Source organism: Pseudomonas sp. B611 (assembly GCF_055407965.1).
The window spans coordinates 168,062-181,764 of the sequence record NZ_JBUZST010000001.1 but is presented as its reverse complement, the minus strand read 5'-3'; the positions used below and the strand labels follow the sequence as shown (position 1 = coordinate 181,764).

The window sequence follows — 13,703 nt, the reverse complement described above, 5'->3', positions numbered from 1 at the left end:
CATATCGACGGGCAACCCGCATTTGAAAACACCCCACTCACTCTCGGCACTTTAAAACGCCTGCAGAGAGAGAACGCCACATGATCGCGTCCACATCGCCTCAGTTTGTACGCCTGCCAGCCCTACCCTTGCAGCCCGGCACACCTGCCGCCCAGGAACAAAGCATTGACGATGCCAAACAAGCGCCCGCCTCGCCGGGCCGGGATACCGAAGCCTATGAAACAGTCGACGCCTCCCACTCCAGTCCAAGCGTTGAGCGCCTTATAAAAAACGCCAGCCAAGCCATGCTGACACCGGCCCAGGAAACCTCGAAAATAATTGCCAACGCACTGCGCAATAAATTCAACCTCCATGTAGACCCCGACCGTACCTACATCGTAACCACCAACTACGACGCCACCCAACCGACGCCGTCGAACGGCAAGATCCTCAATCAGGTCAGCCTCACCGAAGCCGCGCTGAACAATCTCCGTTCGATGAACACGAACGATGAATCGTCTACCGCAATAGCGAAACAGCATCCCTGGCAATCCTTTTTATTCAATGGCGCTCGGATCCTTCCCTTCGGGCAAGTCGTCCAAACGGTCTACGACTTGCTGAACCCGCCGCACGAATATGTCGTTCGAAGCACCGGCACCGCCCGGGACTCGGCGCCGGACCTGTCGTCAAAGGTCTCGATCACCCCACAGCAGTTCCGGGATCTTGCCTGGGACACCGCGTTGGTGGGGCCCTACAAAACCTACCTTGACGGGTTCTGGGCAAGCAATCAGAAGCCCTATGAATTGCTCACCCGAGTAGCGCTGATACAGGCCGCCCATACGCAGCAAAAGGAGGGTAGCCTGAGTGAAGAGGAGACCCGGCTGGTCCTGCGCGCATCGGGCCTTCGACCTGACAAGCCGTGGCTTGAGACCACTGTGAACAACCTGCAAGCTGCGTATGCCAAGGATCCCGGTGTCGACGTTGGCCTGCTGTCGATCAATGGCGACGTATCCACCGACCTGCTGTACATCATCGACAAAAAGGTCCGCCTTGATCACGACGGCAAAGCGATTAAAACCACCCTGCTGCATATTCCGGGCAACTCGTCACCGATCCACCGATTCGACAGCCCCGAAGCCATGAAAAGCTGGCTGGCGGAACAGGCAGCCGACCCGATCAAACGGGCAGCATTGCTGACCCACTTCAGCAAAAACGACCAGGACGACAAGATGTTGTCTGATGGCGTGAAACAGTCCCTCGAAGGACTGGGAGGTTGGATCGCAGCACAAAAACCCAATGCACTGGGCTTCACTGGCCTCAGTGACTGGGACCCACAGCGCTATATCACCCTGGAGCCCTTGAAGGGCGACCCCTTCAAAGCCATGACCCAGCGCCATAAAGAGCGCGCCTACGCCGACGCCGATCACGACATCACCACCGATGGCGATGTGATCAAGAACACCGCAATGAAACTGGCAGAGGCCGCAACCGCCACGGCACTGCTGATGACACCCTTGGCGTTTGTCATGCCGGAAGTCGGCCTGGCGCTGGATGTGATCTACGCAGGAGCGGGCATTACCCAGGTCGGAGTCGGTATCGATGACCTTGCCCACGGCAAATCCCACGGCACCGAACGGATCGTATTTGGCGTACTCAATGCGGTGCCCGGCATCGCTGGAGGCGTATCCAGGATAAGCAAAGGGACAGAGTTGATTGAGTCGGCGGCGGTGCAGAATGCTGTCGAGGAAGCCCCCGTGCCACCTGCCGAGGACGTGACACCACCGCCCCACGCCGAAACCGCCAATCGCCTGCGCGCCGAAGAATCCAGCAACATCAGCGACCATGCCGTCGACGGTGGAGAAAAACTCATAGAGCACGCACCGAAGAACGCCCACAACATCTATCACGTCACCGACGCTGAAGGCCTGGACCGATGGTTCATTCGCCACACCGATCGCTCCGCCATAGAACGGGTTTATGAAATCAAAAACAATTTCAAACTGAGCGATCAGTACGTCGAGATTGTCGACCCGACCTCCAGAAAACCGGTCATGACCGTGCATCTCGACAAGCAGGGCAATTGGGTTCGCCTGGACAAGGGGGCCGGCATCACTTTCCCGTGGAGCGCCGGTAGACCTTCCCCCAAAGCTCAACTCGCCCAAGACATCAGCCAGATCAATAAAGACAAGGACGCACTCAGCGATGCCGAGCGCAACCAGGTCGTGGACGAGTTGACCCGTTTGATACAGCAATCCAAAGCTGAAGGTTACGAAAGCCTGGGTGAGTACACCGAAGCCGGTTCGGACGAAATAAATAAAGTCCTTCGCACCCAGCACGACCCAAACAACTATCCGCCAAGTGTGAAGGAATTCCTGTCCGACTTGAGTGAACAAACCAACTACGACGGTAAAGCCTACCGGTACGCCGTCGTGACATCGGAGGGCGCCCAAACGCTTAAAAATGGGGTTGGAAAAGTCTTCAGGGACAGCGGTGTTCAATCGGCGTCTACTCAGGCCTTCAACGCGAAAGGCTGGGAAACCTGGGCAAACAACGCAATGCCCGGGCAAAACCGGCAACCGGTGATTTACATCTTCGACGAATCGATCACCAAGAAGAACCTGTCCAGCAGTACCCTCCCCGACCACGTGGCGATCAAGCCGGAGGCCTCACTTGAAGTGAGCGCGACCAAGATGAAGGACGGCATTTTGTATGTCTCCTTCAAAGCGCCCGCCAAACTGCCAGATAAGCGCTATGACCTGTTCGACGGCCGCGTCGCTTTCCCTTACTGAGCACCCGCAGCGCAAAAAAAAACAACCCGGGAAGTCCGGGTTGTTTTGATCAGCTATCGTTCAGCGGCGTACCGGACCCGGAACTTTTCTGACCACGTAACCACACAAAAGGGACTCATTGCGCTTCCCCGGACTACGCCTATGCACCTCAACTCTACAACCACGTCCGCCTATCGTAACTTTGCTGAACCAGAGTTAGCCCGCCAAGACAACGCTGATCAGTCCACGCATGCACGCCGACGTGATAGACGCGCTATCGACACAAATCCAAGTGACAAGAACAGTGTCAGTAATAACTCCGAACCCGACAAAAACATCGGCACTGGTCAGAAAGTAACGGCCCCCGTTGATGTAGGTTCCAACCCCAGCATTGACCCCGCCACGGCAGAGCTTAGCCAGTCGTTCAAAACCGTCTCAGAAGAAGCCTCGATTTTTCTAAAGAACAAATTCGCCGAGATGGCAGCGAAGGCAACAACCCCTGCCGAAAAGGAAATGTGGAATATAGACCCGGATAACACTTATCTGGTTACTTTCGACTACAACAAAAAAGGCGATGCCCCTTACCCCGCGAAAATCGTCCAGAGAATCTCACTGACCCAGGCGCTGATCACCAACGCACAAGATGCGCCAAAAGGAAAAGGCTTCCTGGTGCCCTACTACGCAGGTGGCCCAGAAGTCATAGTCAAGCCCAGCATAGAAGCTCAAAAGCCTCAGTCGAGTGACTTCTCGAGCCGCTTCAACCCATACCGTGAAAAAGCTGACGTCACGCACACCTATCAAGGGATTTACATTGAATCCCCTGAATTGCCTGCACCGGTGTACAACGGGGGCAACCAAAGTCCGATCACACCGGCAGAGTTCAAGAAACTGATTTGGAAGGCCGACTTTAAAAAGCCCTACGATAAGTTTTTGGACAACTTCTGGAGCAGCCACAAAGAACAATATCCGACGCTCACCAAAGCATCCTTCGCCAAATCAGCCATGGCCCAGCACCAAGAAGGCAGCTTGAGCGCTGAGGCCCGGGAACTGGCGGCGCGGGCGGCCGGTTTGCCAGACAACAAAATGTCATGGCCGGACATCACATATGAACAGCTGAAGAAAGATCCGCCGAAGGATCCCAATATAGAAGCTGGCCTGCTGAAGCTTGGCAGCTATCCGTCCACCGACCTTATGTACGTCACCGATACCAAAGTCAAACTGGACGCCAACGGAAAAAAGGTCCCTCCACTGACCCTGCTTTACATACCCGGGAACTCCTCGCCCATTCACACATTCAGCAGCCAAGCTGAAATGAAGAAGTGGCTCGCTGAGCAAATGACTGACCCGGTTAAACGTGCAGCGCTCGCCGCGCACTTCCCCCTCAAGGACAAGCCCAATCGCTTCTTGAGCCCGGGTCTAGACAAAACACTCGAAAAACTCGGGACTTGGCCGAAGGGCCTCTACACACACAGCGGGTTGAAAACCGAGGAGTATCGACGATATGGCGATTTAGGGAACCCGCAAACAACCATCACGACAGAGCCCTTCAAATTACCGTTCGATGAAATCGCAAAACGCCAAAAGGATCGCTCTTATGCCGATGCCGACACCAAAATAACCACCGATTTAGACGTCAGCAAAAGACATGTTCTTGAAGGCTTCGATAAGGTTGCGAAAGCGGCGCTGTTTCTAGCCCCGCTGGCTTTAGTGATGCCTGAAGTCGAGATAGCGCTGAGCGCGTACTATCTGGCGACAGGGATAATCACAGCAGGTATCGGGGTCGACGATGAAATAAGAGGTAAGCCAGGAGGCATTAAGCGAATTGTATTCGGCGTACTCAATGCCGCGCTGATCGTAGCCCCCCATATCCTGAAAGGGGGCAGTGCTGGAGAAGCTGCTGTTAATGACATAAAGCCCCCTGAGACAATACCCGAAGAATCGCCCATGCCGGACAGTGGCGAGCCAACGCCCTCTGAGCCCGCGCCTGAAAACGAGGTTGAGCCGAACGTCAATCGCCCGTCGGGTATTGAGTCGAACGACATCAAGGACTACGCCGTAGAGGACGGTGAACAACTGATCTCAGGCGCCACCCCAAACGCCAACGGTATCTATCATGTCAAAAGCTCGAGCGGTGAAGACCGGTGGTTGATCAAAGTCAGCTATGACGAACACACCACCCGGGTATTTGAGATCAAGAGCAACTTTAAACTGGGCAGCGGCAACGTCGAGATTATCGACCCATCCACCCGCAAAACGGTGATAACCGTACGCAATGTCGGCGACGAGACATGGGAGGCGGTTCGCGGGCAGGGTGGGGTCAAGAAAATACCGGAAAAACAAACCGTCCCAAATAACGACAAACCCTCAACATCGACATCGAACAAGCCATTGCTCAATAACCCAAATTGGCAATCGATACTGGATTCGGGGACGTACAACGGCAAACCCGTTTACATTCACTACACCGACAAGGCTGGCCTAGAAGCCATCACGCGGCAGCAGCGCATTAGTGATGTCTTGCGTAATGAAACGCGCGCTGGTTCCAAAGGCGGTATCTACGTCAACCCACCCGGGCAGCAATTTAATGGGGAGAATGTCGAAAACCTGTTGTTTTTAGGTAATGAACGCTATGTGGGCAGGGGCGACTATATGGTGATATTCAGTAGCGACCAGGTTCCGCAGAATCTAGGGCCTATCACGTCAGGCAGCCCGTTCATTGAGATGAAGATGCCCAAGGACATCATTTTGACACCGTCGAACGTCCTGTACATGGGGCCGAATAAGTTCCCTGACTATTTCGGTTGAGGCGTCCTGAAAGAGCAGGAAATACACTGCAACAACCGGACATTCTCCGTTGATGACGCCGTCAGCAATTGCTTGATGACGGCGCACGCCAGGATGTAATTCTGACTCTTTTTCAGCCGACTCAGCGGCGTACCGGGCGTTTCTGCAACTTGCGCTGCAAGGTACGACGATGCATGCCCAGGGCGCGGGCGGTGGCGGAGATGTTGCCTTCGTGCTCGGTCAGCACGCGCTGGATGTGTTCCCACTGCAGGCGGTCCACCGACATCGGGTTTTCCGGCACCAGGGTATCGAGGTCGGCGTGCTCGGAAAGCAAGGCGGCCAGCACGTCGTCGGCATCCGCCGGTTTGCACAGGTAGTTGCAGGCACCGCGCTTGATCGCCTCGACGGCGGTGGCAATGCTGGAGTAACCGGTGAGGATCACCACGCGCATTTCCGGGTCGAGTTCCAGCAGCTTGGGCAACAGCACCAGGCCCGAGTCGCCGTCCATTTTCAGGTCGAGCGCGGCGTAGTCCGGCAGGTCGGCCTGGGCGATGGTCAAGCCTTCTTCGGCGGAACCGGCGGTGCTCACGCGAAAGCCGCGACGGCTCATGGCGCGTGCCATCACGCGGGTAAAGGTGGCGTCGTCATCTACCAGCAACAGGTGCGGCAGTTCTTCGCCTTCGACTTGGATCTCGTCACTCATCGATATCTCCTCGTGCGACACGGGGCAGGCGCAGCTCGGTGAGCGTGCCACCTTCCTCATGACTATAGAGCTTCACTGAGCCGCCCGCGCGGGTCACGCTGGCCTTGCTCAAAAACAGGCCGAGGCCGAAGCCTTTGCCCTTGGTGGTAAAGAACGGTTTGCCGATCTGCTCGGCAATGGCCAGCGGCACGCCCGCGCCGTGGTCACGAATGCTGATGGTCACGTCTTCCGCATCCCAGTCCAACTGCACGCCCAGGCCTTCGGGGCAGGCGTCGGCGGCGTTGTTCAACAGGTTGAGCAACGCCTGGGTCAGGTCGGGCGGCGGAGCCATGCGCGGGACCGCGCCCTGGCCAAGCAGGTGAAAGCGGTAACTGGCTTCGGGGCGCATCAGGTGCCAGCGGTTCAGGGCTTCGTCGAGCCACTGGGTCACGTCCTGCATCTCGACCGCCAGGCGGCGATTGGCTTCGGCGGCGCGTACCAGTTGCTGCAAGGTCTGCTTGCACTGCTTGACCTGTTCCTGCAACACACTGAGGTCTTCCTGCAGGGCTGGGTCGTGGTGGTCCTGGATAATTTCCTTGAGCAGTACGCTCATGGTCGCCAGCGGCGTGCCCAACTCATGGGCGGCGCCGGCTGCCTGGGTGGCGACGGCCAATAGTTGCTGGTCGCGCAGGCCTTCTTCACGACGGATGGCGCGCAGCTCTTCCTGGCGGCGCAGCTCTTCGGCCATGCGTGCGGCGAAAAAGGTGATAACGGCGGCGGACAGGGCGAAGCTCAGCCACATCCCGTAGATCTGCAGGTTTTCCCGGGCGATGGGGAAGGTTTGCAGCGGATAGAACCGCGCCAGCAGCAGGGTGTACAGCGTCAGCGCGATGCCCGACAGCACCACCGAATAGCGCCACGGCAAGGTCACTGCGGCAATGGTCAGCGGCACCAGGTAATACGACACAAACGGGTTGGTGGAACCACCGGAGAAATACAGCAACACACTGTGGATAAACAGGTCGCAGGCCAGTTGCAGCGCATATTCCAACTCGGTCACCGGCCAGGTGGTACGCAAGCGGATCGCGGTAAACACACACAGCACGGTGGAGAAGCCCAGGGTCACCCCCAGTTGCAGCCACGGCAGTGGCAGCAAGTCGAACCAATAGGCAAGCCCAACGGAGCCGGCCTGTGCGGCCAGGACCAGCGTGCGAATGAACGTCAGGCGCCAAAGGTTCTGGCGGGTGGCGGAAGTCAGTTTTACGGCGGCGAGCATGAGCTCTCCCGGTGAGCGCTGCAGGCGGATCGGCAGGAGTATAAACGATGCCGGCCGGCTGGCACGGCGTGTGTGGCTCTTTGCCGCAGGCTGGGCAAATGACCGTTCGTCGGCACCTGCACAACTTGTAGCGAATGTGTAAACCCGAAGAACCGGATGCCACCGTCTACAGTCATACCGAACACGACTATCTCAAGGAGCTCTCATGTCCCGTTTCACTCGCAGCGCAGCTGTCATCACCCTCGGCGTAGCCACTCTTGCCAGCCTGCCGGCCGTGGCTGCCGAAGGTCTGAACTACAACCAGATTTCCCTGCGCGCCGAGGCCAGCCAGGAGGTTGCCCGCGACAAGATGATCGTGACCCTCTACACCGAGTCCCAGAACAGCGACCCGGCCAAGCTCGCCGCCGAAATCACCACCACCATGAACAAGGCCTTGGGCCAGGCCCGCGAAGTCAAAGGCGTGACCTTGCGCCAAGGCAGCCGCAACAGCTACCCGATCTACGACAACAAGAACCAGAAGATCACCGGCTGGCGTGAACGCGCCGAGCTGCGCCTGGAAAGCGCGGACTTCCCGGCCCTGTCCAAGCTCACCGGCGAACTGTTGAACACCCTGAAAATGGACAGCATGGACTTCGCCATCGCCGACGCCACGCGCAAGGCCAGCGAAGACGCATTGCTCAAGGACGCGGTCGCTGCCTTCAAGGCACGCGCCCAACTGGCCACCGATGCACTGGGCGGCAAGGGCTACAAGATCGTCAACCTGAACTTCAATACCAATGGCTATCCACAGCCGTACGCCCGTGGCGGGATGATGATGAAAGCTGCCGCGATGGATTCAGCGCCCACCCCGGACGTGGAAGCTGGCACCAGCCAGGTGAGCATGAGTGCCGATGGGGTGATTGAAGTCTTGCAATAACTGCACAAAAAGGCGGTAACAACGGCGCATCCCTCGCAGGTTTGCGCCTTTTTTTTGGGCATTGTCATATGCCGCAGTATGTTCGCTGGAATCCTCGACCGGTTTTTCCCGACACAGACAATGCCGCAGCTACAAGGAATGCTGCGTAGGCATTTTGTCTACCTCAGGAGAACCCAGATCATGTCTATCTCTGCGACTTACGCTACGCCCCTCCAACAACATTCCACCCATTTACCCACGCGCTCCCCCGTAACACCGGTGCCACAGGCGGGCTCCGGTACAACGGCGTCCCCTCACGAGACCGCTCTGCTCAACGCATACATTGCAGCGGTACAACGTAAAGTACTGCACAACGATGCAGGTCTGGTGAAGGTGCCACCCCAGAGCGTGCTGGGCCAATGGCTGGAGCTGTATCGGGCCCAAGTGGAACACCCGGTTGTGCAAGGCTGGATGCGCGAGCAGGAGATCGATCCCTCTGCCTTGCTTTCAATCGACCCCTTCAAGGGCACGCTGACCGTCGGGGCCGGCGCACAGACCAAAACCTTTTCTCTCTCGGACACCTCCGGCTGGGGCCAGGTTTCTGGCCCGTTGCTGGACGCTGCAAAAGTGATCGCCCCCGAAAACAAAGGTGCCTTGCGCGTGCGATTCGGTGATGGCGACACACAGGTCAGCGACGAAGTGGTGGCGAACTTCCAGGGCATTGCGCTGCCTGCAAGCCGTTCCAAGGCCACTGATCAAATCAGGCATCTGGAGCAGCAAAAAGCCTTCGACCCTATCCCGGCGGACGACCGTGTGCGCCCGGCCAGTAGCCGCTCAGCGGGCGCCCTGGAGGTGCACAAAAAAAATGCAGCCACGTTCTACAGCAGCGCTCCTCAAACGCTGGAGTACAAGCATCTGGCAGTCGATGTTGCTACTAACCTGCCTGACACACGGGCAGAAGCAAAGAAGTGGGCGGAGGCACTCATTTTCAAGTTGACCGGCAAACATGTCGACGCGGACACCCTCTATTTCAATCGCTTCGACAACTACAACACTCCGCTGAACGGAGCCACCGCCTCAGGCGCCGAGCATCTCAACGATGAACCAAAATCGTCGTTGCGCCTGCCCGATGCGCTGCTGAAAAACTTCTCCGAACATGACGGAATTCCAGGCGAATTGGATACTCACGCCGGCCTATACACCGTTGGATACGGCGCAGGTGCAACAGGCGGATACGGCGCCCGTAACGAATTCCCCTTGGCCCCCTCCAAACTCATGCACGAGAGCTGGAAAACCGATTTCCAAGGCCAAATGGACAAGAAGATCGACAAGTTCTGGAGCACGCATACCGAAAATTATGAGGTCGCCATCAAAGGAGAGTTCACCTACCAGGCCCGCAAGCAATTGAAGGCGGCCGAGGCCAAGCCCGCGGCAGAACAAGCGGTGCAGGCGCCCGAACATCGATTTACGCGTGACGACTACCGCTTGGTCATGGGCGCCGTGTCCAACCTGCCACTCGATGAAAACGCGCCGCTAAGCGTAGAGCAACTCAAGACCAAGGCTCCGGTCAACGACGTTGTAAAGGCGTACGCCCTCAACATCCACGGGATTACGTCCAGCGATATTGTGCGATTCAGTGCGCACGACGGTAGCCGGCAAGTCATCTACATACCGGGAGCCGTGCCGGCGTTTCTGAGATTCGATTCTCTCGAGCAGTTGAATAAGTGGATCACTAACCAAGCCAATGACCCAAAAAAACGCGAGGCCTTGGCTGCTCATTTTCCGCTGGCCTCTCGGCAAGACCATACGCATAAACCAGGCGTAGGTGAGAGCATTCTTGAGGGGTTGATCCCAGGACTCGCTCTTGTAACTTCGGCTGCTAAATCCAAAGGTCTGGACACCGTACTCAGCGAAATGGCAGACGGTAGCCTGAAGGGGCCGGCCATCAGTGCCAGCCACTCAAAGATCGAAGGCGATGTGTTTTCCACACTGGCATCTGCCAGCAAAGTGCGTATGAGCAGCGATGCAGACATCGTGATCAAATCCAACAGCGAGGTGATCCGGGATACTTGGCTGAACGACATTACCGTGGCCGCAGGCTTACTGGTCAAGCTGGCCCCCATCGCGGCACCGGTTGCGGCTGTCTCGCTCATCACAAGCTTGGCTGAGGTGGGACTGGGAACAGAAAAGGCATCGTCCGGTGACACCGAGGCGGAACGCAAGGACGGTGCGTCCAAGGCGTTCGATGGGGTGCTGAACGTGTTGTTCTCGGCCGGCGCCAGCGCCACCCCCGAAGACCCGTTTGCAGCGCCCGCCGAGCAACCACGACCGCCCGCGGAACCGCGCCCTAAACCCGAAGCCCCTGCGGTCGAAGAACCCCAGCCTGGCACCTCCACTGGCAGTCAAACGATCGACTCACCGGCGCAGTCGCCTCTGCCAAACTCGCCTTCACTGATTCCCATGGCCCAATACGCCGTACCCGAAGGTGAAGCGCTGATCAGCAATGCCGTGCGCGATGCGTCCGGGGTTTACCGGTTGACTGACGCCAATGGGATATTCCGCCAATTCGTACGCGTCACCGACGAGACGGGCAAGAGCGGCATATTTGAAATCTCCGGTCGCTACCGGTCGGGAGATTCTTTCGCCCGGATCATTAATCCGAACACAGGCGCGGGGCTGATGGTGGTAACGCCTGGACGCGATGGCGAGTGGGCACGTGCGCCGGGGGATGGCGGTAAATGGTGGTCTCGTACGCCTTCGCCAACGCCGAGCAACGGGTCAGGAACAGTCGTACGGTTTACCCAGCAATTTGTCGAGTCGGATGGTTCGCGCATTAGCGGTGCAGAGAAATTTGACAACTATTTGAACTTCAATCCTGACAAGGATTACCTCCTCAGCAGCAAGTTCTATGAAGAGAATGGAACGCTCAAGAGAAAGCTGAACACGTCATGGACGGTGGATGACGGTAATTTTTCCGTCACCGAAGGAGAATCGGCACAGAAATCGCCTTATTCAGAAAGTGAGTACTCCTCAAGCTTCGCACCGGACTTGAAGCGTGAGCATTACACGGTGGTCACCAAAGACCCGGCCGGTGACGTAAAGACCGAACTGAGCTATAAAGCAGAAGACGAGGAAGACACGCTCAAACACCGTTTGGAAAAATTTGAGGCCACCATTCCCGACGCGGCACTACGCGCGCGAATTTCGGAAGTGGCCCATCAAGGGGCGTCATTTCCCGCTTCTATTGAATTGACGCCACCCACGCTGAAAGAGGGCTTCAGCGTAAAGGCTTCAGATAAGTTCTACACGATCACGTACGACCCGAAAGGTGAAGTGCAAACGGTCACGGCCGTCACCCAATGGAAGCTACGTACGGAGATGGGAGACGATCTTGTCACGACTCGGGACTTGGATGTAAGCAGCACTCGAACGTTCAAGATACGGATGAGCAATGAATTGGACAGCGACGGTTACACCATCGACAAAAGCGCCCCCACCAAAATTGAAATTTCAACCTCGGTCATAATATAAACAGAGGGGCCCCACCAACAGTCACTTTGTGTGCCTACCTACCTGACAGTCGTAAACGGCGGTAACCTCGGTGACCGCCGTTTACGTATGGGCAGCCTACACCTGCCACCTCAGGGGTCTCCATGGAAAGAATCACCTTCAAACCGCTCCTCCTCGCCGTCAGCCTGCTGGCCTGCATGCCCGTGGCCCAGGCGGCCAGCACCCTGGTCTACTGCTCCGAAGCCAGCCCCGCCGGTTTCGACCCCAGCCAGTACACCAGCGGCACCGATTTCGACGCCTCGGCTGAAACCGTGTTCAACCGCCTGACCCAGTTCAAACGCGGCGGCACCGAAGTGGAACCCGGCCTGGCCACAAGCTGGGACGTGTCCAAGGACGGCCTGACGTATACCTTCCACCTGCGGGATGGCGTCAAGTTCCACACCACGGACTTCTTCACCCCGACCCGCGACTTCAACGCCGAGGATGTGCTGTTCACCTTCAACCGCCTGCTGGATGCCCAGAGCCCGTTCCGCAAGGCCTACCCATCCGAGTCGCCGTATTTCACCGACATGGGCTTGAACACCACGATCAAGAGCGTCGAAAAACTCGACGAGCACAGCGTGCGCTTCAACCTCAACAACGTCGACGCCTCGTTCGTGCAGAACCTGGCCATGAGCTTTGCCTCGGTGCAGTCCGCCGAATATGCCGCCCAACTGTTGAAAGACGGCAAGGCCGAAGACATCAACCAGAAACCCATCGGTACCGGGCCGTTCGTGTTCAAGCGTTACCAGAAAGACTCGCAGATTCGCTATGTGGCCAATAAACAGTATTGGAAACCCGAGGACGTGAAGCTCGACAACCTGGTATTCGCCATCACCCCCGACGCCGCGTCGCGCCTGCAAAAGCTCAAGGCCGGCGAATGCCAGGTCAGCGGTTACCCGCGCCCGTCCGACATCGAGGTGATGAAACAGGACCCCAACTTGCGGGTGCTGCAACAAGCCGGGTTCAACCTGGGCTTTCTGGCCTACAACGTGACCCATCCGCCGCTGGATCAGCTCAAGGTGCGCCAGGCCCTGGACATGGCCATCGACAAGCCGGCAATCATCAAGGCCGTGTACCAGAGCGCCGGGCAATTGGCGCAGAACGCCCTGCCACCGGCACAGTGGTCTTATGACCCGAACATCAAGGATGCCCCCTACGATCCCACCAAGGCCAAGGCGCTACTAAAAGAAGCAGGCGTCGCACCGGGCACCACCCTCAACCTGTGGGCAATGACGGTCCAGCGTGCATCCAATCCCAATGCGCGAATGTCGGCACAAATGATCCAGCAGGATTGGGAAAAAATCGGCATCAAGGCCAACATCGTCAGCTATGAGTGGGGCGAATACATCAAGCGCGCCAAAAATGGCGAGCACGACGCAATGATTTACGGTTGGACCGGCGACAACGGCGACCCGGATAACTGGCTTGGCGTGCTCTACAGTTGTGCTGCGGTGAAGGGCAGCAACTACGCCAAATGGTGTAACCCTGACTACGACAAACTGGTGCAACAGGCCAAGGTCAGCAGTGACCGCGAGCAACGCATCAAGTGGTATCAGCAGGCGCAAAAAATCCTTAAGGAACAAGTACCTATAACACCTATTGCGAACTCGACGGTTTTCCAGCCCCTGCGCAAGGAAGTGCGCGACTTCAAGATCAGCCCGTTCGGGCTCACGCCCTTCTACGGCGTCAGTCTAGATAAGTAACAGCAACGCCCCAACCGAGTGCGCTAGACGCCTCGGTTGGTCTCTTTTGGTGCGCCCTGCGCAC

Annotated in this window: 7 protein-coding genes; 5 read left to right on the top strand and 2 right to left on the bottom strand. The window is 57.5% G+C overall.

Going from position 1 to position 13,703, the window contains the following annotated elements:
- Positions 1 to 80 precede the first annotated feature (80 nt).
- Together ACZRMO_RS00870 and ACZRMO_RS00865 are read left to right on the top strand one after the other, a co-directional pair.
- On the top strand, positions 81 to 2,768 hold the full coding sequence (locus ACZRMO_RS00870; RefSeq protein ID WP_463971598.1) for a dermonecrotic toxin domain-containing protein: 2,688 nt from the start codon (positions 81 to 83) through the stop codon (positions 2,766 to 2,768).
- Positions 2,769 to 2,909: 141 nt separating this feature from the next.
- Positions 2,910 to 5,552, top strand: a complete 2,643-nt coding sequence (locus ACZRMO_RS00865) for a dermonecrotic toxin domain-containing protein (protein WP_463971597.1) — start codon at positions 2,910 to 2,912, stop codon at positions 5,550 to 5,552.
- 121 nt (positions 5,553 to 5,673) lie between these two features.
- On the opposite strand, the gene ACZRMO_RS00860 is transcribed toward ACZRMO_RS00865, so the two are convergent.
- Entirely contained in the window at positions 5,674 to 6,234 is a 561-nt protein-coding gene (locus ACZRMO_RS00860; protein ID WP_003171731.1) for a response regulator transcription factor, read from the bottom strand.
- The gene (locus tag ACZRMO_RS00855) at positions 6,227 to 7,489 is read right to left on the bottom strand and encodes an ATP-binding protein (protein WP_124527493.1); all 1,263 of its coding nucleotides are present in this window, start codon (positions 7,487 to 7,489) and stop codon (positions 6,227 to 6,229) included. Before ACZRMO_RS00855 ends, ACZRMO_RS00860 begins: the two co-directional genes overlap by 8 nt.
- A 205-nt stretch (positions 7,490 to 7,694) precedes the next feature.
- Between ACZRMO_RS00855 and ACZRMO_RS00850 the strand changes: the two genes are divergently transcribed.
- The 3 genes from ACZRMO_RS00850 to ACZRMO_RS00840 all read left to right on the top strand — a co-directional run bounded on the left by ACZRMO_RS00850 (position 7,695) and on the right by ACZRMO_RS00840 (position 13,639).
- Positions 7,695 to 8,405 (top strand): SIMPL domain-containing protein, encoded by a 711-nt coding sequence (locus ACZRMO_RS00850; RefSeq protein WP_463971596.1) that lies wholly within the window; start codon positions 7,695 to 7,697, stop codon positions 8,403 to 8,405.
- Positions 8,406 to 8,585: 180 nt separating this feature from the next.
- Positions 8,586 to 11,915, top strand: coding sequence for a dermonecrotic toxin domain-containing protein (locus tag ACZRMO_RS00845; RefSeq protein WP_463971595.1), 3,330 nt, complete (start codon positions 8,586 to 8,588; stop codon positions 11,913 to 11,915).
- A 122-nt stretch (positions 11,916 to 12,037) separates the two neighbouring features.
- Positions 12,038 to 13,639 (top strand): ABC transporter substrate-binding protein, encoded by a 1,602-nt coding sequence (locus tag ACZRMO_RS00840; RefSeq protein WP_463971594.1) that lies wholly within the window; start codon positions 12,038 to 12,040, stop codon positions 13,637 to 13,639.
- Positions 13,640 to 13,703: the final 64 nt, after the last annotated feature.